Source organism: Ralstonia sp. SA306 (assembly GCF_054792405.1).
Genome location: NZ_CP096451.1, coordinates 903,151 through 925,433, shown reverse-complemented (window position 1 = coordinate 925,433; position 22,283 = coordinate 903,151). Strand labels below are relative to the sequence as shown.

General features: G+C 61.1%; 19 protein-coding genes and 1 tRNA gene. 7 read left to right on the top strand and 13 right to left on the bottom strand.

Translation table 11 applies throughout. From position 1 onward, the window contains the following. The first annotated feature begins 11 nt into the window (after window positions 1–11). The 3 genes from rdgB (at window position 12) to M1D44_RS04345 (ending at window position 2,057) form a co-directional block, all read left to right on the top strand. On the top strand, window positions 12–617 hold the full coding sequence (gene rdgB / locus M1D44_RS04355; protein ID WP_316854164.1) for an RdgB/HAM1 family non-canonical purine NTP pyrophosphatase: 606 nt from the start codon (window positions 12–14) through the stop codon (window positions 615–617). A 7-nt stretch (window positions 618–624) separates the two neighbouring features. Next, on the top strand, window positions 625–1,893 hold the full coding sequence (hemW, locus tag M1D44_RS04350) for a radical SAM family heme chaperone HemW (protein ID WP_024975224.1): 1,269 nt from the start codon (window positions 625–627) through the stop codon (window positions 1,891–1,893). Window positions 1,894–1,967: 74 nt separating this feature from the next. After that, window positions 1,968–2,057 (top strand) — tRNA-Ser (locus M1D44_RS04345). A gap of 82 nt (window positions 2,058–2,139) precedes the next feature. On the opposite strand, the gene M1D44_RS04340 is transcribed toward M1D44_RS04345, so the two are convergent. The 8 genes from M1D44_RS04340 to M1D44_RS04305 form a co-directional block, all read right to left on the bottom strand. Further along, window positions 2,140–2,358, bottom strand: coding sequence for a hypothetical protein (locus tag M1D44_RS04340; RefSeq protein WP_316854163.1), 219 nt, complete (start codon window positions 2,356–2,358; stop codon window positions 2,140–2,142). A 460-nt stretch (window positions 2,359–2,818) separates the two neighbouring features. After that, window positions 2,819–5,983, bottom strand: a complete 3,165-nt coding sequence (locus tag M1D44_RS04335; RefSeq protein ID WP_461241611.1) for an ImcF-related family protein — start codon at window positions 5,981–5,983, stop codon at window positions 2,819–2,821. A gap of 369 nt (window positions 5,984–6,352) precedes the next feature. After that, entirely contained in the window at window positions 6,353–7,747 is a 1,395-nt protein-coding gene (locus M1D44_RS04330; RefSeq protein WP_316853192.1) for a hypothetical protein, read from the bottom strand. Beyond that, window positions 7,744–8,001 (bottom strand): PAAR domain-containing protein, encoded by a 258-nt coding sequence (locus tag M1D44_RS04325; RefSeq protein ID WP_316853191.1) that lies wholly within the window; start codon window positions 7,999–8,001, stop codon window positions 7,744–7,746. The genes M1D44_RS04330 and M1D44_RS04325 overlap by 4 nt, the downstream gene beginning before the upstream one ends. A gap of 11 nt (window positions 8,002–8,012) precedes the next feature. Continuing rightward, on the bottom strand, window positions 8,013–8,747 hold the full coding sequence (locus M1D44_RS04320; RefSeq protein WP_316853190.1) for a T6SS immunity protein Tli3 family protein: 735 nt from the start codon (window positions 8,745–8,747) through the stop codon (window positions 8,013–8,015). After that, window positions 8,737–10,689: a T6SS effector phospholipase Tle3 domain-containing protein gene (locus M1D44_RS04315; protein ID WP_316684011.1), complete on the bottom strand. Its 1,953-nt coding sequence runs from the start codon at window positions 10,687–10,689 to the stop codon at window positions 8,737–8,739. The genes M1D44_RS04320 and M1D44_RS04315 overlap by 11 nt, the downstream gene beginning before the upstream one ends. 3 nt (window positions 10,690–10,692) lie before the next feature. Then, a complete protein-coding gene (locus M1D44_RS04310; RefSeq protein ID WP_316853189.1) occupies window positions 10,693–13,203 on the bottom strand; it encodes a type VI secretion system Vgr family protein in 2,511 nt (836 codons plus the stop codon). 559 nt (window positions 13,204–13,762) lie between these two features. After that, window positions 13,763–14,080, bottom strand: coding sequence for a hypothetical protein (locus tag M1D44_RS04305; protein WP_316853188.1), 318 nt, complete (start codon window positions 14,078–14,080; stop codon window positions 13,763–13,765). Between the two features lie 618 nt (window positions 14,081–14,698). Between M1D44_RS04305 and M1D44_RS04300 the strand changes: the two genes are divergently transcribed. From M1D44_RS04300 to M1D44_RS04285, 4 genes are all read left to right on the top strand, one after another. Further along, window positions 14,699–15,502: a PAS domain S-box protein gene (locus M1D44_RS04300; protein ID WP_316853187.1), complete on the top strand. Its 804-nt coding sequence runs from the start codon at window positions 14,699–14,701 to the stop codon at window positions 15,500–15,502. Window positions 15,503–15,866: 364 nt separating this feature from the next. Next, on the top strand, window positions 15,867–16,274 hold the full coding sequence (locus tag M1D44_RS04295) for a hypothetical protein (RefSeq protein WP_316853186.1): 408 nt from the start codon (window positions 15,867–15,869) through the stop codon (window positions 16,272–16,274). Between the two features lie 35 nt (window positions 16,275–16,309). Then, window positions 16,310–16,942: a DUF2968 domain-containing protein gene (locus tag M1D44_RS04290; protein WP_316853185.1), complete on the top strand. Its 633-nt coding sequence runs from the start codon at window positions 16,310–16,312 to the stop codon at window positions 16,940–16,942. 190 nt (window positions 16,943–17,132) lie between these two features. Beyond that, window positions 17,133–17,870, top strand: a complete 738-nt coding sequence (locus M1D44_RS04285) for a ribonuclease E (RefSeq protein ID WP_316853184.1) — start codon at window positions 17,133–17,135, stop codon at window positions 17,868–17,870. Between the two features lie 26 nt (window positions 17,871–17,896). On the opposite strand, the gene pcp is transcribed toward M1D44_RS04285, so the two are convergent. The 5 genes from pcp to pxpA form a co-directional block, all read right to left on the bottom strand. Further along, window positions 17,897–18,544 (bottom strand): pyroglutamyl-peptidase I, encoded by a 648-nt coding sequence (gene pcp, locus M1D44_RS04280; RefSeq protein WP_316853183.1) that lies wholly within the window; start codon window positions 18,542–18,544, stop codon window positions 17,897–17,899. Between the two features lie 78 nt (window positions 18,545–18,622). Further along, window positions 18,623–19,648, bottom strand: a complete 1,026-nt coding sequence (locus M1D44_RS04275; protein ID WP_024975217.1) for a TRAP transporter substrate-binding protein — start codon at window positions 19,646–19,648, stop codon at window positions 18,623–18,625. A gap of 140 nt (window positions 19,649–19,788) precedes the next feature. Continuing rightward, a complete protein-coding gene (locus tag M1D44_RS04270; RefSeq protein ID WP_316684018.1) occupies window positions 19,789–20,745 on the bottom strand; it encodes a DUF979 domain-containing protein in 957 nt (318 codons plus the stop codon). A gap of 3 nt (window positions 20,746–20,748) precedes the next feature. Beyond that, window positions 20,749–21,474, bottom strand: a complete 726-nt coding sequence (locus tag M1D44_RS04265; RefSeq protein ID WP_024975215.1) for a DUF969 domain-containing protein — start codon at window positions 21,472–21,474, stop codon at window positions 20,749–20,751. A 55-nt stretch (window positions 21,475–21,529) separates the two neighbouring features. Beyond that, complete coding sequence (gene pxpA / locus M1D44_RS04260) at window positions 21,530–22,273, bottom strand: 5-oxoprolinase subunit PxpA (protein WP_316684019.1); 744 nt, start codon at window positions 22,271–22,273, stop codon at window positions 21,530–21,532. Between the last annotated feature and the right edge of the window lie 10 nt (window positions 22,274–22,283).

The following is a 22,283-nucleotide window of genomic DNA, read 5'->3' as shown; positions in this document are numbered from 1 at the left end:
CCGGCACTGCCATGCGCAAAATCGTTCTCGCATCGAACAACGCGGGCAAGCTGGCCGAATTCAACGCGCTGCTAGGCACCCTCGGGGTCGACGTGACGCCGCAAGGCGCGCTCGGCATTCCCGAGGCGGAAGAACCCTATGCGACGTTCGTTGAAAACGCGCTCGCCAAGGCGCGCCACGCGAGCCGCGCGTCCGGCCTGCCTGCGCTGGCAGACGACTCCGGCATCTGCGTGCATGCGCTGGGCGGCGCGCCGGGCGTGTATTCCGCGCGCTATGCGCAATTGGTGGGTGGGCCGAAATCGGATGCCGCCAACAACGCCCGCCTCGTCCGCGAACTGGCCGGCAAGGCCGATCGCGGCGCACACTATGTTTGTGTGCTCGTCTACGTGCGCCATGCAGATGACCCCCAGCCGATCATTGCCGAAGGCAACTGGTTTGGCGAGGTGATCGACACACCGCGCGGCGACGGCGGCTTCGGCTACGACCCGTATTTCCTGCTGCCTGATCTCGGCAAGACCGCCGCCGAGCTGACCAAGGCCGAGAAGAATAGCGTGAGCCATCGCGCACGAGCCCTCGCGCAGCTTGTCGAACGGCTGCGCACCTTTGAAAACGCCTGACGTTCCGATGATCCCGATTCACCCCGCCGGCGCAGCCAAGGCGCCCTCCGCAACTGCCGCTGAGACCGGTGACAAGGTCACCTCCGTCTTCCTGCAGCCGGGCAAGATCAGCCTGCCGGCTTCGCCGCCGCTGTCCTTGTACGTGCACGTGCCGTGGTGCGTACGCAAGTGCCCGTACTGCGATTTCAACTCGCATGCAGAGCCGGAACGGGGCATCCCGGAAGAGCGCTTTCTGGCTGCCGTGCGGCAGGATTTGGAGGCCGCGCTGCCGATGGTGTGGGGCCGGCATGTGCACACGATCTTCATCGGTGGCGGCACGCCCAGCTTGTTGTCGGCGCAAGGGCTGGACCGTCTGCTGTCGGACATCCGCATGCTGCTGCCGGTCGACGCCGACGCCGAAATCACGATGGAAGCCAACCCGGGCACGTTTGAGGCAGAACGCTTCCGCAGCTACCGCGCCAGCGGCGTGAACCGCCTGTCGATCGGCGTCCAGAGCTTCAACGACGCACACCTGCAGGCGCTTGGCCGCATCCACAGTGCCGCTGAAGCGCGCGCCGCAATCGACATCGCCCGCGCGCATTTCGACAACATCAACCTGGACTTGATGTTCGCCCTGCCGGGTCAGACACTCGCCGAATGCGAGGCCGATGTGGAGGCCGCGCTGTCGTTCGATACGAACCACGTGTCGCTGTACCACCTGACGCTGGAGCCCAACACGTACTTCGCCAAGTACCCGCCCGCGCTGCCGGATGACGACACGGCGTTTGCGATGCAGGACTGGATTCACGCGCGGCTGGCTGCGGCGGGCTACGAGCATTACGAGGTATCGGCGTATGCCAAGGCGGGCAAGCGCTGCAAGCACAACCTGAACTACTGGCAATTCGGCGATTACCTCGGCATCGGCCCAGGCGCGCACGGCAAGCTGAGCTTTCCGCACCGGGTCATCCGCGAGATGCGACACAAGCATCCGGACACGTATCTGCGTCAGGCCGAGACGGCCGGCGGCGCGGCGGTGATGCAGGAGCAGCGCGAAGTCGACGCCGCTGACCTGCCGTTCGAATTCATGCTCAACGCGCTGCGACTAACGGACGGTTTCCCGGTCACGCTGTTCCAGGAACGCACGGGCCTGCCGCTGCGCTCCATCGAGCGTGAACTCGATACCGCCGAGCAGCGCGGCCTGCTGAAACGCGACCATGTCGCCATCCGCCCGACCGAGCTGGGCCAGCGATTCCTCAATGATTTGCAGGAATTGTTCTTGGCTGACGACGAAAACTGACGGTAACCGGTGCCAAGTTGCGCCAGGTGCCGTTACAATGGCGCCCTTGCTCGCAACGAGCAGCGCAGCACGAAGGAAGCGTGGCCGAGTGGTTTAAGGCAGCAGTCTTGAAAACTGCCGATGGGGTGACCCATCCGTGAGTTCGAATCTCACCGCTTCCGCCAGTTCATGCGAAGCCATTGATTTGCCGATATAGAGGCGATTTTTTTGTCCTCACCTGGCACGCGACAGCAGCGCCAAGTCCGGTCAGCACACGAAGCTGACATGCCCCTCTATATGCGCAAGGACGCCCATGGCAACAAACTCGTCCGCCCGATCCGCAAAGAACTGCGTAACCGAGCGCTCTAGGCGAAGTTCATCAAGAGATTGAGCCGGAACTACCGGAAAGCCAAGACCGCCTGCGCCGCCTTCACCGTTGAGACCGACCGGTAACTTGCCGAAGCCAGTGCCGAACAGGTCAATCACAACTCCGTAGATGCACTCCTCAAGCAGGAGACCCGAACACGACTCAAAACCATCTCGGTTACGCCGGAGCTCACTGAGCAGTTGGCGGCTCTTTGCTACAAGGGCTGAATACTGGCTTCCAGGCCACCAGGGATGGGTTCAACGACGATGAGCTCGAGTCTTTAGATGCCAACGTGAACGAGATGCAGGGCTTGATCAATCGCGCACTGGCTAGCGGGCAAGTCGGCAAGTTTCACGGTGCCGTCGCCTAGTTCCTGATGATGCGAGGCCAGCAACTGAACACAACTGATGCCGCGTGGCAGGCGCTCACCTATGAGGTACTCCGGTACATCCAGGCCCGCTGCAAGACAGACGAACAGCGTACACCTCCTGACCTGTCCGTCTTGCAGGAGCCGATGCCGGCGACCTAGCAATCGCGGCTTCCACCGAACAGCGGTTGCAAGAGATTGGTGAACATGGCTCAGGACTCCGGGTTACGCGCGCGCCCTGCCCGCATGTCCATAAAAATCCGCTGCGGCAAGGTGAAGTTGCGCAGCGTGAGGAGTTCGAGTGGTCCGCTACCCACCTCAGTGCGCATGAGGTAGCGGATCGGATAAATCATGTCCTGGGGTGTAGGCATCAACGGAGCCTTGACGACCTGCGCGTCGCTGTCTGACGGTTTGGCTTGTGCATCGACAGCCTTGGGCGCCGCATCGGCCACAGCCTGCCAGGTGAGTTGCACGGTGGCGCTGTCGATAGGTTCGACCTTGGCGCGCTCAAGCATGCGCACCAGGCCCCAGCGGCCGATGTACTCATAGCTCTTGTTGGTGCCCGCCTGCTCGGTCTGCCATTGGAGGCGCGTGCCAAGGTTTTGCGGGTCATTCGCGGGCCAGATCAGCGCGTGCCACGTCTCGCGTTGGTTGTAGTAGTGCAGCGTCTGGCCATCGAGGGTGAGCAGCGTGTCAGTCAGGCCAGGTATCGGCACCGGCTGGAAATCGAAGCGGTATTGGGCCTCACCCTGCACCAGCATGTGGGCGGCGATGCGCTGCAGGGTGTTGATGGCTTTGAGGAAGCTGGGGTCGAAGGCGAGACTGTCACCCCCGGTGGCGGTGCCGAAGGCACGGCCTGCGGGCACCCAGCGGTCGCCTTGGAGTTCAAGCACGCCGGCCAGTTGGGTGCCGAGGAAGGCGTGGATGAGGCCGCCCTGGGGGCGCAGGAATCTTGCGAGCTCGGGGATGGAGGCGTCGTTGCTGGTGTTGGCGAACGGGTAGCGGCCCGCGAAGGATTGGTTCCAGGTGGTGGCGATGGTTTGGCGCCAGGCGTCGTTGAGGCTGGCCTGGGCGGGTAGCAGCACGGTTTGCGTGGCCTGGGCGACCGGCCGTACGAACAAGGCCTCGCCCATGCCGGCCCATTGGGCGCCGAGGCTGGCGGCGATCTGGTCGGCGTAGTCCTGGATGTCGGCCAGATCCGAGCCTTTGCCTTGGAACAGGGCCATGGCGACCTGTTTGGCCTGGGCGTCAGCGTTGGGGCTGGTGCTCATTTGTTGGAGCTTCAGGCGCAGCGCGGTGACGCGATCCAGATAGCGCCGCAGGCTCAGGTCGCCCTGATTGGGCGTGTCTTGGGCCATCAGCCGCAGGATCGGGCCGAAGGTTAGGCCAAGGGGGCTGGCTGTGTCGGACGGTGCGCTCGGGGCGTCTTCCTTCTTGCCGAAGACATTTTGGGCTTTGGCGACCAGGGTGTCGGAGAGGCTCGCCTTTGGGGCACCGGCCTTGCCGTGGTATTCGAGGCTTTTCATAAGCGCGATGACGGGCGAATGGCGGGTGTCGGTCATCGGTTTGAGCTGCTCGATGGCGGCGGGCATGGTGGCCGCGCGCTCCCATTGCAGGCTGTTCATGAAGGTGGCCCAAGCGTCGGCGTAGTCGGCGAAATAGCGGGTGGTGAGTTCGGCCTTGAGGGCGTCGCCGGTGAGGCCTTGTTCGGCTTGGTGGCTGTTACTGGTGTTCAAGACCCAATCGCCGGCGGCGGCGCTGCGCTCGGCAGCTTTGTCGATCTCCGCCTGGATGGTGCCTTCGTAGGCTTGGCGGGTGAAAGCGCCAGGGACGGTGGCGCTGGTGCGCAAGAGGCCGCGCGGGTCGGTGCCGGGGGTGAGCGTCGCCAGGCTCTGGTCGGGGTACTTGCCGCCGACGGCGTCGAGCACGCTCTGGTAGACGGTGTCTTCGGAGTTCTTGACGACGATGACGGCGAGCAAGGTTTGCCGGGCGGAGCCGACCAGATCCTGTCTCGGCTGGATGCGCCAGTCGGGATGGGCTTTGAGCTGCTGGGCATAGAAACCGAGCAGGCGTTCAGAAAGGTCCAGCTTGGCCCCATCGCTCAAGTTGGCGCTGGTGCGCCAGTGGCGAGTGAGTTGCGGGGTGAGGAAGGCGGCCTCTGCACGTGCGGGCTCGGCCAGCATCAGGTAGGCCTTGAGGGCGTGGTGGCCTTCCAGGGCGATCTTGTTCGTTTGGTCATCGAGCTGGTCGGTGGGCATCTGCGCGAGGTCGACCAGTTCGGCTTCGATGTTCTGTGCGACCGGGGTGATGAGCAAACGATTGGCGGCCTGGTCGTAAGGAGCCCAGAGGGCGGCCAGCGTTGCGCGGTCCTGGTTCAGGCCAAAGCGGGTCCACACCGGGGCCTGGTGCTCGATGCGATGTTCGTAGAGTTCGATGCGGTGTTGCACGTCGAGCAGTGCGCGCAGGCTGGCGGCGGTGTCGGGAGCGAACTTCAAGTCACGCAGCGCTACGTTGGTGAGGTGGACTTCACGGGCGTTGCTGGCGGCGGAGGCCAGCATGCCGGTGGTCCAGGCACCGACGCCAACCAGCACCATCGTGGAGAAGACGGTGACAGGGTGTAGACCAACGCGTTTGCCGCGCGTGCGACGCGCCAGTTGGCCGAGGTGGTGCCACAGCGGCAAGTCGGCTTGCGTGTCGCCCACACCCTGCTGTGCCGGGTACGGGGCGAAGAATGCACCGCTGATGGGTTGGTGATTACGCTTCTTGGTGGACAGGCTGGCGATCCAGGCGGCGAGCTTGGTGCTGCGGTCATCCAGGCGCTCGGAGAGTTCTGCGCTGTAGCGGTCGTGGCGGTTGGCGATCAGTTGGGCGACGCCGCGTTGGGCGAGTTGGTCACGCAATACGAGCAGTGCATCGGCGATGGCTGGGGCATCCATGCCCTTGCCATGTCGATTACCGAATTCGCAGCCCATGACGGGCGTTTGACCGTCGCCAGCAACATCAGTATCCGCCACATCCAGCACGTATACCGTGGCGGACCACTTCAGTGTTTCAGCGATGCGGGTGAGGTTCAGGCTGTCGGTACTCACGCCCCGGCGTTGGGCGGCTAGCTCGCCTGTGCCGTCTTCGACCAGCACGACGGCATCCACTGGGCGGCTGCGGCGGAGTTTGCGCAGTTGTTTGAGCCAGGCGGCGTCGGGTTGACCGCCTTCGCCCTTGTCATTCCAGAGCAGAATCGCTTCGTCTGTGTAGAGCCAGCCGGGTTCAACGATGGCTGGCAACAGACGCTTGATTGCGCTGCTGTCGCCGGTCAGCAGTAACCACGGCTGCCGGTAGCGCCAGCGGCGGCCATGCGTGGCACGTAAGGTATTGCGCAAGCGGAACAAGCCATCTATGTTTGCCGCGCTCGTTGCGTGGGAAGCTCCTGCCAGTACCGCGTCTGCTCTTTTGACATCCTTACGCCAGGCTCTCAAACCGACAAGAATGGTTATGCCCCCAAAAAAGATCCAGAGCGCAACAACAGCTAGCATCTTTCTGAACTCGGTATCCAGCCCAAGATGTGCTCCCTGGAGCCAGATCAACACGCTGCCAGCCACTGCGGCCAACAGAAATGCAAACACATCGAGACGAAACTTGGTCATGCTGGTCTAGAGGCAGACTGCTCTTTCAGCGTTGTTGACGCCAAAATTGCCAACGGCCTGCAATGTTCAGTTTGTAAAGCCATGAGGCGCTTCCTGCAGCCGTTGCTATAGGTGCGCGTGGAAATCATTGGTGGTCTCACGCCGCAATAGTATCGATGCGCCGATCTGGAGCGGGATCATCAAGATCACGACGGCCAGCACAACACTGGGCAACCAATCCGGAATGCCTCCCAAGGTCTGTACACCAAAGAGCACTAAGCAAGCGATGCCCAAAAGCTGGATCGTCGTGCAGAGGCTGAACATCGGGTAGTACGTGGGATCGACCGACGCAATCGGCGCGAGCTGAGTACCAACCAGACCAAGTTGAACCCCGCTCGGAACCGACGTTACGGCCAATTGCACGCCTTGGCCATGCCGCACCATCTGTGCGGCCAATGCGTGCAACAGCAAGGAACTCACGGGGCCAGGCTTGCCGATGGCCTCGTCCAGGTTACGCGCCGGCAACTCCAGCCCACAGTCCCGAACGGCAGATTGCGTGATGTGCCAAGACTGGCCGGCTAAGCCGCTCACCCACAGCTGTTTGATGCAATCGGGTAGGACTTGCTGGGCACGTAGCAATGTGTGCATCGCCTCAACGACCTGATCAGATTCAGTCGTGATCGGCCGAAATAGATACGCCAACGGCTTGAACTTGTTTTTGTGGGCAGCCAACCCCGTGGGCGTCGTGGTCTGGAGGGCGACTGCAACCTCGGACCAAACAGGTTCCTCGCCCGGCTGATGCAACTGACAGGCCAGGGTGAGTTGAAAGTCCGCTAGCTCGCGTTGACCGTTGGCCAGCCATGGTTCAGCCGGGGACAGCGATGCCTCCAACGACTGCCAGGAGAATGTGGCGAACTCGGGCAGGTGCAATTGCTCCCAGACCTGTCGCAACTCAGCCAGCCCCTCTTGCGCTGTCGATTGCAGGCAGACATGCAGCGTGTGGGGAGGCGCAATAGCGGTCACCGTCTCAGATAACGGCACGAGCAATCGCCGGAGTACACCTTCAAGTCGGGATTCGTTGAACTCCTGATTCTGGCCGTCCAGGGGTAGCCGCTCGCCTGCATTGTCTGGCTTTGGGCCTTCCAGCCCCAGCATGCGCTCCGCAACCGCTGCTTCGGGCGTGACCGTGGCGCAAGCCACGATCACGACATATCGCTGCGCCCAGCTTCGCCAACGCGATTGCAGGCTGCGGCACAGGTAATTCCACCAGTCCGTTTCGCTAATACGATTTTCGTACCCTTTGTACAGCGCTGCACACAGCACAGCTGTTGCGGAAAGCGGCAACACCAACAGGCGCACGAAGAAATCAACCGAAGCAACCGGCTTCGCCCCCCAGGTCATCACAGTGATGGCGGTTCCAACCAATTGCACGACAACAAAGATCGCGAAGGCAATCCACAACGATGGCGGTTTGCCTCGCTCGCGGTCAGGTGGTTGCTGGACTTGCCAATGCAGACTCATTCGAAGGACACCTCCGCCGTACTGGCGATGACGTAGCTGCCGCATCGGGTACGGCAGTGGTCGACCACCGTTGGGCGGTCTTCGTCAATCAGGCCGTCACCCGCTTCGATGATCGGGTTGTCGCCATGCTCGGGGCACGACACGATGTCGTACAGCAGCGCGGCAGGGCGGCCGCCGATGTCGAAGGTGGACGACGCGGTGATGACCTTGCCGCCATGGCTGGTGGCATCGCCAAGAAGAACAGGGGCTTTCATCAGAATGCTTCTTACTGTGGTGCCAATGGCGCATCAGGGTTCGTCGGCTTCATTGATGGGTCGCAACTGATATGTTCTTGCCTCGAAGGGGTATGCAGGTTCATAAAAGTGCGAGGTCGGCTCGACAACGCGAAGCTATCGCCTGTAACCCCCGGCGGGTATGGTTTCCCCAAAACAACACCAGGCATCAACGGATATTCCACAACGTATGAATCATCGTCCCCCCACTTCTTTGCAACATAGAGCCGGTCGTTCGTTACAAAAACCGCACGATTTTTCGAGTCTTCATATGGCTTGAAGCTGTGCTCCATATAGTCCATCGAGCTAAACGTTCTTCCGCCGTCCGTTGAGTACATCAACTCAACAGTCCAACCACGATCAATGGAAGCAAGATGTGGTGGCGCTGCTGCTGGGAAGGCTAGGTTCTGGCCAGTTGGATCAGCGTTGATTAGATAGCCTTGATAATTCTCAAAGCTGCCTCGCCCAAGCGGTTGGCGAATGTTCGCGCGCGTGTCGTTGTAGAACGCCTCACCGTGATTGCAGTCCCGATAACGCTCCAGTGTCACGAAACGATGATCGTCTATCCGGTAGATGACTTGAGTCGGAGAGTCATAAGGAAGTTCTTTCACTCTCATGAAATCGCTGAGCATGAAAACATATGGCTCCTTGGATCTACCGGAACACCCCTGAAGCGCGGCAAACACCGTCGCCAGCAGAACAACTTGCTGCAGTCTCTTAGTCGCCATATATGACCTCCTCCCGCTTTCGTTGAGGCAGACCTTTCATCTGCTCCTTGAGATCCTCAAGGGCGATCCTGTTCAAGGCTTCACCTGCTGTATCCCAGTCAATCAGACTAGGCCTTTGCACCGAGTTGAGCACACCAGTTTCGAAGTAGGAGTCACGGCCCAGCGTCCAGTCCGCCTGTTTCATCAGGGCGATCCAGAAATCCCTTTTCTCGTATGCGTCGCAAAATCCAATGGGCAAGTCATATGCCGCGACGCGACGCATGAAAGCCTCATTATTTGGTAATGTGCTGTGGTTAGTTGGCTCGGCTCGATATTCGTCGTGCTTCTTGATCGCTTCCGCTTGAGTTTCTCGCGCCACACTCAGGCCAATTGGGCTAAGCGGGTTCGCCACCGTCTTGGTCTTTGATTCGTAGAGGTAGCGGTAGTACGGATAGCTCTCGTCACGGTATTTTCCTGTCCTTGGGTCCACAGCTGCCATTTCGTTTGCATCAACGCGGGATTCCTCGAAATTCTTCATCTCTTCAGCGGTCAGCGGATGCGCGACTCGCTCAGCGTTGATCATCACCGTCTTGTTTGCATTCGGTACCACCCAAAGGTTCATGCCCGGTAATGCCCCTCGGTTGCCGTTCCAAAACGAAGAGGGAGAGATTCCTGCCACAGGCCTCTGGATTGGTGGCAGCGTACCGAACTTCTTGGCGCCTGCCGCCTCGCCCACGGGCGTGCCGCGCGCCAGCATGCGTTGCTTGACGGTATCACCCAGCTCGGCCAGAAGTGTGTCGTTTACCCCCTGCCAACCGATGCTTTGCAGTGGCTCCGACCCCATCACGCGATCATGTGGGTTGAAGTACACGTACAGCCGACCATGGTTGTCGCGTTCGTGCACGCCGGACTTGCGTTGATTGTCAGGACGCCAGAAATCCATATTCTCCGACGCACCACACTGCAACTGCTTCAACTCCGCTTCCGTAAAAACACGTTTTTCGCGTTTGATGCGATTTGCAATATTGCGGAAGGTGTTGACGCGAGCATCGGTTGTCGGACGAAACATACCTGCGGTCAATGCGTCGGTCGACTTGTCCTCAAGCGCATACGGTGAATTCATGACGAATAGCGCGTCGGGCGCTCGCTTCTTGCACAGCGCAGTAGCCGCCAACGCAACCATGGTTCCCTGGCTGTGGGACATGATCGTCACCGTGTCACGTGGACATTCGGTGCGAATGCGATCAACAAGATCGGCCAATCGCTGGGCTGCATGCGCGTAGTAGTCGCGCGGTGGCGCATCCTGCAATTCGCGGTCGGCCTCTGTGTTCAACTTCTCCAGGTCGATTCCAAAGAGGTGGCGCTTCATGCCCTCCTTGCTCCACAGTTGTGGAAGGTTATTCGTCCCGTTCTGGAACGGCCCGCCACCCCAATACCACGGACCTTTTTCGCCGGAGCGAGCGGGATTCCAGAAATCTACGGCGCTCCTGTTGCGCAACGGAATCCGCCATTTTTTTTCCATCCCTTCTGGCGCACGGTAGCCCCAATAGAAGCGGATTACGGGAGAATACCCAACCCCATTCGGCGCAAGTTGCCTTGGAATTGGCTTGTCCGTCTTTTGGTCAGCCGTGAGGTACTGGTTTGCCTTCAGTTTGGTGCCCTCAGGCCGATTGAGGCGGTCATTTAGCCCCTCGCACAACCCCTCTTCCGCTGCGTCATACCACTCCCCCTCGGAGTTGACCCCGTGCACGAAAATGATGATGCCGGGCATGTGCGGCGGAATGCGACATTCCGCTCGCACCTGAAAACCAGACGGCGAGTGATAGGACTCCCAAAACGGCTGGCTCAGGTGATCGCGCTGCATCGGCACGATTCGGGTCGCGGATTGTTGCTGGTAGGGTTTCGGTCCATCGATACTGTTCGTGCCGGACTTTGGCTGCAGAGTTTCTTTTTGATCAGGCATGAATCACACTTCCCTGTGGTTCTGGAGCAGCAGCTTGAGGCCTTGAGCCACGTCCTGCTGGCTGATCGAAGTCTCGCCAATGTCATTGGTAATACCCTCGACCAGCTGTCCATTGGCGAGTTGAATTTTGTATGGTCGATTGGCAATCGGACGACCGGTGATGCCGTCACTCAAGATGAACCGCTCGTCGTTCGTGATCGAGCCCTGATTGAACTTCGGCACCGGTAGCGACAATGCACCAGCCCCCAATTTCTGAATCTTCGGCACCTTGACAATCAAGTTGCCAGCACCACCGATCTCTACGCTGTCGCCCAGCACTTTGATGTAGGCTGACCCGCCACCACTCAGAATGACGCCGTTGGCCGCATTGACGGTTACGGTGCCGTCCGCGCTGGCGATTTGCAGGTTCTTCTGTGCGACAAGTTCCATGGCATCAGACTGCGCCTGTATCTGCACCTTGCCGCGCGCGGCAAACAGCTTGATACCAAGCTTGTTGGCAAACAGGGATAGTGCGCCGCTAGCGGCCTGTGTGATGTTCTTGAGCGTGCTGATATTCACGCCGGCCATGGTGGACACGTTGATGTCCTTACCAGCCGCCACGGACATGCGGTCCGGCGTTACCATCGCGATACCCGCTGGGGCGGACAGCACCATCACTGCCTGTTTCAGTTCTGTCACGCTGTCCTTGAGCCATTGGTTTTCGGCTTTGAGGTCGGCGATCTCGGCGTTGGCAATTCGGGCCATGCTGGCCAAGCCCTCGGCCTGTGCCAACGCGACTTGCAGCTGGGAAAGCGCTGCGGTCATATCGAGCTGTTTGCCGTTGGCCTTCGGCTGATCATCCGCAGAGATGAAAAGTCCCTTACCACCCCGGATAGCTCCCCATCCGGAGGTCCGCAGCTCAAAACCTTCCCCCCGCTTCTCCCACCGCCCATCGTTGATGTGCCCCAGCGTGAGCTGGCTCTTGCCCGAATGCTCGGTTCTGAGCGTGACGTATTCCTCGCCCTCCCAGTCATCCAACTCCAGCAGGTTCCGGCTCTGGGTAGTGAGGCGGTTGCGCGAGAGCCAGCGGTCTTCGCTGGTGATCAGATCGCGGTGAATGCTGTTGTGGTGGAAGGCTACGATTTCCGGCTTATCGGGATCCCCGTCGCGGCAGGAAATCACGGCCTCGTCACCGGGGAGCGCAGGCAGGTGCAGACCGGTCTGGTTCTTGCCGGCGAACGCCTTGGCCATGCGCAGCGGCACACATTCGGCACCGGAGTCCCACTCCTCCTGGTCGAACTCGAACCGAACCGCATACCGACCGGCCGTGTTGAGGTACGCGTATTTGTAGGTGCTATTGCTGGGCGAAGTCACCCTGGCAGTCAAGGTGCCGGCCACTTTCGGCCACGTATCACGCTCGATGCGTAATCTGAACCGCCGATCACTGGGGATGGCCTTGAAGGTGTTGCTGTACGCCCGGTCGCGCGCACCACGGTGGATGACCTCGATGGCGACCATGCCGTTGGGAGCGTCGGGCTCTGGTTTGTCGATGCGCAGGATTTGCGCCGGGCACAGGTCACGTACGTTGCCCTGACCTTCGTAGATCAGTTGCCAGGCAATCTCGGCTTCATGCTGCAGTTGGGCTTCCCACTTGGCTTCCGCCGGGTCGAGATGGTGGGTTCCCCAGATGTAGGGTTGGCCAAACGTCGTGGTGTCTTTGCGGGCGATATTGGCTTCGCCGTCAATGCGTTCCCACGCGGCGTCCGGGTTGTAGTCCGCCACCCGCACCGACTGCGCCACGACCTGGGCGTGCGTCTGCAGGCTGGAGATGGCCTCGACCCCAGATGATTCCAACCCGGCAGTCTCCCGATAGGGGACCGTCCGATCAGGCGTGTAGAGGTAAAAATCGATGTCGTCCGCCCAGACGATTTCATCCCCAAACTCGCCCTGAATCCAGTAGCAATACAAACCTTCACGCTGCATCAGGATCTTGATGTAATCCCAATCCGAGCAGTTGTACTGGAAGCGAAACGCGTGCGTGCGATAGCTCTCGCGGCGCAGCTTGAAGCGGAACTGGTGGCCCTTGAAGCCGTGCCGGCGCAGGATCGCTTCAATGATCTCGGGACCGGTCTTGTGTTGGAAGACCCTCGTGTTACGGACAATCCGTAAGCGGGCGACGTGAGCTTCGACAACGATTTGGTAGGCGGTGAAGTCCGCCGTGGCCTTGAGCTTGGAAAAGCCGGTGATGCAGCCGCAGAACTTGCGCGGCTCGCATCCGTCATCGCTGTCGATGCTGAACGTCGCATCCTTGCCCAGATAATCCGCGCGCACCAACTCGTCGGGGTGCGTGAGTTCGATGGTGATTCGATAGGGCTCGCCTAGGCGCTCGATGGCTTCGAACGACACGACTGACAACGCCTGCGCGCTCTCCGTACCCGGCACGTCGAGGTGATACGGCTGCCGGCCGGCGAGAGCCCGAACAACTCGCTCAACGCTTGTGCCAACTGCTCCGGATGCCCCTTGCCACTCTGCCATCGTTGCTCACCTTGATTCGAGTTCGACTGGGCGCGATGAACTGTGCGCGCGAGGTGAGCAATGTAAAGGGCACTGGGGCTAAAACTTTTCTTCAACCACTTGATTTAACAAATTTCCACATAAAACAATCTGAAGCCGGTTTTTTAAATTTCTCATAGGATGTTATCAAAGGCACTGACATCTGCATTAAATTAAATCTATATCAACAGAAGAATTCCGCATTCCGGCCAACTGTCCAGCGAATGCAGACATCATCTTGATAATGATTCAACCCCTGCATGACACATCACATCTGGCCCGGCTGAGACAACCTTGACACCGTCCTTTGGAATGCCGTTCGGTGCTGGCGAGAGAGGAAAGCGGCGCTCGTTGCGAGCCATGCATAACAGCAATGGCATACGCCATGAAGCTGATAGTTGCTGGAGCCGAACGTGACGCAACGGTTCTGTACTCCCTCAGATTCGCGACGTGCACGGGTTCACAGCTTGGCGAGCGTCCGTAACTTCGCGCAAAAGCTTGGCCACAAAGTGCGTGCACTGCGCTCGAACGCGAGTCCCTGCTAATGCCGCGCCATCGGCCAAAGCGCATCGGGATCCTCTCCAAGCGCCTTGGCAATGGCCAGACGAACGCGCTTCGCCCCGTTGCCCGCGATGGAAGACGACAGCAGTTGCGGAGTGACGTCGTCCAAACCCAGCTTTTCTGAAAGTTCACGCAAGGTGGCCTTGCCGAAACGCTCGTTGAGAAGACGTTTTACGGTAGGCATGGCGCGGGGAAATTCGCGAGGAGCGGGCGTGACCCCGCCTACCTGATTAGCGCTCTTGCGCTCCTTCGGCTCTGTCGAGAAATCGACCGGTTGAGGGAGAGGATTCTCGGCCATAGACCTGCCTAGATTTGTTAGAGCTTCAGCTGCGTTTCGCCCTGTGCTGGAGCACATCGTGTCCGGTGCGACCAACACCGCAAAATAGCGTCCACGATCTTGGTACAACCTTACCTTGCAAATCAAATCCATAGTAGTCGGGCGCTAAATCAAAACGGACGTATTGATTATTCTTTTTCTTAATGGAATAACCTGACCGCGGCTGCTGCGCGCCGTTAACCAAAGCCAAGAACGCAAGCGCCGCCCCAAGCCCCCCCGGGCTTGGGGTTGGTCGAGCGCAATGAAGACTCTTCCCCGTTCTTCAAAAAAGGTACAACTCTTTTTATTTTTCCCTCACCAATAAGCTTCTTGGTAAGGGCTTGCGCATCAACGCCGAAGCCATGTCGCCGGATCGCCAACTCGAAAAGACAAGGGGAGAATCCGCTCACCCCGTGTCTACGAGTCAGGTTTGGCCTGCGAGGGCCAGACGACTTGCTGTTTTCCCCGTTGCCCGCCCCGCGTCGGTCCCATGGAACCGCACAGGTGCTGAACATTCTTATTAGGCATGATGCTGACACCGTATATTGTCGGGAACGATAGCAGACGCTATTCTGACTGGCACCCTGCTAATTAGAGGGCATGAACCCGCCAGCAGACGCCGTTCGTGCCGGCTGCTTTTTTTTGGTGCAGCGGGCGCGGATCAACATATCCGAGAGCGCGGCAAGTGCTGGCAGCGCTGTCATGATCACAGCCTTGTGCAACTGTTTGTCGCTGCCTGGGATTGCGACCCAGCTTGGTATTGCACATCGGCGCCTGGCCATCAGTTCTCTTTTGTATTGCAACCAAACGCGGCAGACCATGGAAGTCCTCAATGATGTGAGCGCGATCGCTTTGGCCAATAGTCTTCCGGATGGCGTCTTTCTGGTCGACGAGCGTGGGCGGATCCGTCACGCCAATGCGGCGTGGCAGGACATCCTTGGTTATCGGCCATCCGAGCTGGTCGAGCAATGCATGCTCGAGCTTGTAGCGCCGGACGACCGCGACAGAACGCAACGGGAAGCGGGTCGCGTTCAGGCAGGTGCAAAGTGCACTGGATTCGAGAATCGCTATCGCCACCAGCTTGGCACCGATGTCCAGTTGTCGTGGTCGGCACAGTGGAGCGTCGAGCACCAACTGCGCATTGGCGTGGCGCGTAACGTCACCGCAACGAGGACGCTGGCAGAGCGCAGCCCCTTGGCGCAACTGCAGGCGCGTCTGGCGCCTCACGAGTCCCGGGTATTGCAACTGTTGTTGACCGAGGCCGCAGAAAAGCAGATTGCGGAACAGCTCGGCCTTGCCGTTTCAACCACGCACTCCTACATCACAAACGTCTATCGCAAGTTCGGCGTGCGTGGCCGCGCTGGGCTGATGAGCCTGTGGCTCAAAGAGATGCAGAACCGCTGACACCCCCGCCCTCTCCTTCGCCGTGCCTTGGCGAGAGAGCGCTTACGCGCCGCCCGATCGGCATCGGGGCTTCTCGGCTTCACGACTTGGCACAAACAGCGCGCAACCCCTGCGCTATACTGCCGCCCGTCACGCACACAACGTGACCTCGGATTGGCGTCCGGGAGCAGATACAGGCGGGTAACCGCCGGCTGGCGGTTTTTTTACGCCCGTTCATCAAGCGCCTCCTATGGCCGGGCCTTGGTGAGGGAGCGCTCGCGCTCGCCGGTTTCCTGTATCGCCGGTACGCCAACCTTGCCTTGTGCCCGGCCACCCCGATTGGCGTCGGGGTTCGGGTACCTAGACCCGATACAGGAGCATCGAAATGCGCCACGCCCTTGCTCGCCTAGAGGACACGCAATCTCCTTTGCAAGATACCCTCGGTAATCGCAACGACGGGACTGAGCCGCTTCAACAACAACGTGCCGATCTTGTGCGAGCGCTCGCAGCAGCCGAAGCCTCAGTAAGAACATTCCCTGCCGGTTCGCTGCAACAGGCCAAAGCGCGGGCACGGGTCACGCGACTGCAGAACGAATTGAGACGCTTGAAAGCCACGCTTGGCATGGCCAGGCCACGTCAGAACCTGGGCGACTTCCTGATCGAGATGTTCCGCGAACGCGTCTCCCGCACCGAGTGGCAGTGCATCGTCGCCGAAGCGCGACGCCGCCATGATTCAAAAGCTGCGGAACGTCAAATCGGACCGCTTGCCGCAGGGCCTGGAGTGCAAAGCTGATATAGTCGCGTCGGCTCCGATTTCTGAACCTTGCGATGTCTCTCGTTTTTCGCCGAACCGCCCTCTCGTTCGTTGCCGCAGCCTCGGTTGCAGGCGCCGGTTTCGTCCACGCGCAAGCCAGCGCGCCACAAGCGCCGGCAGTGTCCACGGCAGCGTCGGGCGGCACCGTTGCCGAGCTGCAGCACTTGCTGGCGCAGAAGCGCTTGACCGAACTGCGCACGACCTACAACGGCGACTACGGCACCAGCCTGCTGCTCGTCAACGAAGACACCACGGCCTACGTTGCCCTGTCGTATCGCAAAGAACTGTGGCGTGTGTACAAGTTTGCGTCGGTCGCTCCGGCCGAAGGCGCATACGACACACTGGCGAGCCAGACCCGGACATGGGCCGAAGATGATCTGCGCCGCGCCGTCACGGCGGGCCAGAAGGCGCAACTGGAGCGCGAAGCCCAGGCAGCTCAGCAGCGTGCCGCATCGCTCAGCCAGGAAGTGCGCATCATGCAGGCGCAGCGCCAGAAGATGCTGACCGAGCAGCAGACCATGCGGCAGGAGACCAAGGCGCTGGACATCGAGCGCCGCGCGTACCAGACCCAGGTTGAATCGCTGCAGCAGCAGATCCGCCTGCTGGAAAAGCAGCTCAACGATCCGCACTGGTCGCCAGCACCGTAAACGTCTGCGATATTCACATTCCTGGCTTGGCGCAGAAACGGCAGGCCAGCGACCTCCCCAGCCTTCGGTGCGGCCCGCATCGACTTAGGATCAATCTGATCGACCACCGTTCACCCACCGCTTAGCATGGCGCCTGCTTGCGCAGCCGGCTTTGCTTTGACGTCCGCTGCGGCCATCAGCGGAGACGGACTTGGAATCGCCCCACTTCATCATTGACGGACACCTGCGCCTACCGGGTCTGGTGCGTATGCCGCCGCCTTTCGGGCCACCACTCGACGAGGCGCTGGCCATCGTCGGCACACAGGTGAGTACGCCCGCCGATCCTGCCGCCAAAACCTACGGTGAAGCCGGCGCAACTACTCGCGGGCAATGGCGTCAACGCATGACCGTGCTGTCAATTGGCGTGGCCTGCACATTGGCCGCTGCGCTGCTTGGCTGGCAGACCAGGCCGCATCGGCAACATCGGCAGCAGGCCGCAGCGTCGGATCAGACCACCGTGGCCGTCATCGCCCAGCCAACCACACCGGGCGTTCCGCACGAGAACCTTGCTACCGAGCAGGTCGCACTAATAGAAACCCACGAGCCCGAGGAATCCGAAGCCGTTACCGCAGCCGTAGCTGCGGTCGCGCAGGCTCCAGACATGGCGATGGACGGTGTGGAAGTTGCCGCGCCAGTCATCGCGGCTGCATCGCTGGCCGTAACGCAATTGCCGGTGAAATCGATACGGCTGCGCAAGCTTGTGCGGGCTACCGAGCCAGCGCCGAGGCTGCCCGAGTTGGAACACCCGGCCACACCGCACGACGACGAATCTGCGTTCATCGAACTTGAACCGTCACCGGTCGACACCGCTCCAATCGCCTCTGGCTATGCGGCCCCAAGCGCGTCGGCGCGCATTGAACTGCAACGGCATACGCGCTTCACGGACTGACCAGCGCGCCGAGCTGCTGCGCGGGCTCAGTGCAGCTGGCCGCCCGTTTCGCGTACGTCGTGCAGCGTGCGCAGCGTTGTCTCGATGGCGATGCGCAGGCCCGTGACGATGGTGTCATGCGCCATACTCGGTTGCCCCGGGTGCTTGGCTGCCTGCGACGGCAGATACGGGATGTGGATAAAGCCGCCGCGCGTCGGCAGCTTGTGGCGGGCGAGGGCATGCATCAGCCCATAGAAGACGTGGTTACAGACAAAGGTACCCGCCGTCTGCGAGACCGATGCAGGAACGCCGCCCGCACGCAGTTCGCGCACGATAGCCTTGATCGGTAACGTTGAAAAATACGCGGCCGGCCCATCACTCGCGATGGCGATATCGATGGGTTGCTTACCGGCGTTGTCAGCAATGCGTGCGTCGTCGACGTTGATGGCGATGCGCTCGATGGCCATCTCGGCGCGGCCGCCAGCCTGCCCCACGGCGATCACCACATCCGGCTGCAGCGTCTGCAGCAACTTGCCGAGCACTTTGTTGGATTCACCAAAGATGGTCGGCAACTGGCGCGCGACAATCTCGGCACCGGCGATTCCTTGGCCATCGAGGGTGCGCACGGCTTCCCACGACGGATTGATGGGTTCGTTCTCAAACGGATCGAAACCGGTGACGAGGACGGTAGGCATGACGTTCTCCTGCGTGCAGCGTAAGACTAAAACGATGATAAACGTCCGTCGAACATCATGCCCAAGCGCGTTGCAGCGTCAGTTTGCCTTGCTGCGCTTGTTCTCGAAGTTCAACAGGATGTCGACTTCTTCCGTGCCCGCGGTGTGCAGCCATTCGCGCGTCAGACGCTCGCCCAGGCGGCGCATATCGCCCTGCAGCGTCACGTCCGGATTGAGCACGCGCACGCCGGTCTTGGCGAGTTCGGCTTCATCGCGCTCATAAGTCTGGCGGCTCGAATCCCACCCGCGCGTCTCGTACTCCTTGGCGAGCTTGAGCACGGTCTGCTGCATCGCCGGCGGTAGCTTGGCGAAGCGCGCCTCGTTGACGAACACGGCGTTCTTCGGGATCCACGCGTTGACCTTGTAGTAATAGGTCATGCGCTGGCCAGCCTTCGTTTCCAAACCGGTGGACGGCGAGGTGACCATAGTGTCGATCCGGCCGCCGGCAATCGCGGCGGTCAGGTCGGCGGCCTCCACCTGCACGGCCTGCGCACCGTACAGCTCGGCAATGCGCTTTTGCGCCGCGTTATAGGTGCGCAAACGATGTCCCTTCAGGTCGGACAAACGGGCGATCGGTGTTTCGGAATACAGGTTCTGCGGCGGCCAGGGCACGGCGTACAGCAGGCGCAATCCGTTGGCCTTCATCAGCGCTTCGATGTGGCTGCGCGAGGCATCCCACAGCAGGCGCGCATCGTTGTAGCCCGACACCACGAAGGGAATTGAATCCACGCCGAAGAGCGGATCGCGCTGGGCCAGCGTCGAAAGCATCACCTCGCCCGCTTCGGCCTTGCCGTCCTTGACGCCATCAAAGATGGCGGCCGGCTTGAGCAGCGTGCCGTTCGGATAGACGTCCAGCTTGAGCCCGCCGTTGGTGGCGGCACTGACGGCGCTGGCGAAGGCCTGCAGGTTTTGCGTATGGAAATTGAGGGCCGGATACGGCGTGGCCACTCGGAGCGTTTCCGCGCGGGCTTGCGCGGCGGAAATCAGCGACAGGGCGCTGACTGCAAGAACACAAAGAAAGCGGCGTCCCGACATGGAACGGCCGCTCGTCATCTGGCTGCTCATAAATCCCCCCGGAGAAGAGCACGATGCGAGGTCTACACGACCGCATGCCCTTGTCTCGCGGGCAGCGATCGCGCTTGGTGGCGTCGGCCGGCTAAGAGCCGCCCGCGTGACGCACACCGCACGCGACGCATTAAACACGATTAGTGAAGCATCAGGAAGTACAAGAGCACGATATTGGCTGTAAGCAACAGCAGCGCGGTCGGGACTTGCGCTTTGATCACAGCGTTCTTATCGGAAAGCTCCAGCAGCGCAGCCGGCACGACATTGAAGTTGGCCGCCATCGGGGTCATCAGCGTGCCGCAGTAGCCCGAGAACATGCCGACGGCCGCCATCACCGCCGGGTTGCCATGGAACACGCCCACCAGGATCGGCACGCCCACGCCGCCCGTCATGACCGGGAAGGCCGCAAAGCCGTTGCCCATGATGACGGTGAACAGCGCCATGCCCACGCAATAGACGATGACCGCGACGAGGCGATAGTCCATGTTGATGTAAGCGGTGGTCAGGTGCGCCACGGCCTTGCCCACACCGGCATCGGCGAAGACGAGACCCAGCATGGCCAGCATCTGCGGCAGCACCAGCGCCCAGCCGAGCGACTCGGTCAGCCGACGCGATTCACGCATGGCTTGCACCGGCGTGTCGCGCGTCAACCAGCACGCCAGCGCGAGCGAGATGATGCAGCCCAGGCCCAGCGAGACGAAGGTCTGGTTCTTCGGATCGAGCAGCAGATCGCCGCCAATCTTGATGTCCTTGAGGAACACGCTGCCGATGACGGTGACCAGCGGAATGGTCAGTGCTGGAATGAACAGGCGGTTGCCCAGGCGCTTGGCGGATGCGCGGCGCTCTTCTGCCGGCAGTTCGCCATGCTTGCCCAGCGTCACACCGCCCGTGCCGGCCAGCAGTGCCATCACCACGGCGCCGACGCCCACCGCAATCGGCGGAATCTTGTCGCCAACGAGAAAGATGACGGCGAAGATCGCCCAGAACAGGCCCGTGGTCCAGCGACGCGGGTGGTTCTTGTCGGCAAAGGTCATCAGCGCGGTGATCGTCAGGATGATCCCGGCCAGCCAGTACAGATAATTGATCGACAGAATCATGGCTTACCCCTGCTTGGCCGCGGCCGCGTTGGTGTTAGCGGCGGCACCCATTTCACGGGCAAGCCAGCCGTCCAGGCGCTTGAGGCGCACCGAGTGGATCAGGAACGCGCAGACCGCAGTCGGGATGCCCCACACCGCGATGTGCAGCGGTTCCACGTCGATGCCCGAGCCGAGCAGGAACGTGTGCATCAGCGCGATGGCGCCAAAGGCCACGAAGATGTCCTCACCGAAGAACAGGCCGACGTTGTCCGTGGCGGCGCAGAAGGCCAGCAGACGTTCGCGCACCGGCGCCGGCAGCTTGCCGAAGCGGTTTTCGGCGGCGCCTTCTGCCATTGGCGCCAGCAGCGGACGCACCATCTGCGGATGCCCGCCGAGGCTCGTTAGGCCCGCCGCCGCCGTCAGCTCGCGCACGGCGAGGTAGACGATCAGCAGACGACCCACCGTGGCCGATTGGATGCGCGAGATCCAGTTCTGCGCGTGTTCACGCAAGCCGTGACGCTCGAGCAAACCCACCACCGCGAGCGGCAGCAGGATGATCAGCGGCAACGTCCGCGTCTTGATGATGCCCGTCCCGATCGCCGTCAGGATCTGGCCGATGGACATCGATGCCGCAAAGCCAGTGGCGATGGCGGCCACAGCCACCACCAGCATCGGATTGAATCGCAGGATGAACCCCGCGATGATGACGACCACCCCGATCAGCGGCCATAGATTCACTGCCGTACCCATGTGGTGCTTCCCCCCAAGTTAATAAAAAGCCCCGTTGGAAGGACGGGGCCGTGGCTCAGGCGCCGGCGCGAACAGCGATACCCTCGCTGCCCAGCCGTTCCCGAATGCGTCGCGCGAACGCCAGCGCATGCGCGCCATCGCCGTGCAGACAAACCGTTTCCGCGCGGATCGGAACCCACGTGCCGTCGATGGCCCTTACGCGCTGCTCGCGCACCATCGTCAGCGTCTGGTCCAACGCGGCATCTTCGCTGTCGATCAAGGCACCCGGCGTGCCGCGTTTGACGAGCGAGCCGTCGGCGTTGTACCCGCGATCGGCAAACACCTCTTCCTTGGCCTGCAGACCAAGTTCGCGCGCTGCCTTGACCAGCTCACCGCCCGCCAGACCGAACACCACCAGCGACGGATCGAAATCACGGATCGCGCGCACGATGGCGACGGCCAGAGGCCGGTCACGCGAAGCCTGGTTGTACAGCGCGCCGTGCGCTTTCACGTGGGCCAGCTTGCCGCCCTGCGCACGCACGATGGCAGAGAGCCCGCCAATCTGGAACAGCACGCCCGCGTAGATTTCATCCGGCGGGAGGTGCATTTCAGTGCGGCCAAAATTCTCGCGATCAGGAAAGCTCGGATGCGCGCCGATCGACACGCCCTGGCGCAGCGCCCAGCCGACGGTCTGGCGCATCGTGTTGACGTCGCCGGCATGCCAGCCGCAGGCGATGTTGGCGGAACTCACCAGCGTGAGGAGCGCCTCGTCGGTATCGCAGCCTTCGCCAAGGTCGGCGTTCAGATCAATTGCAGTCATGGTGTTGTCT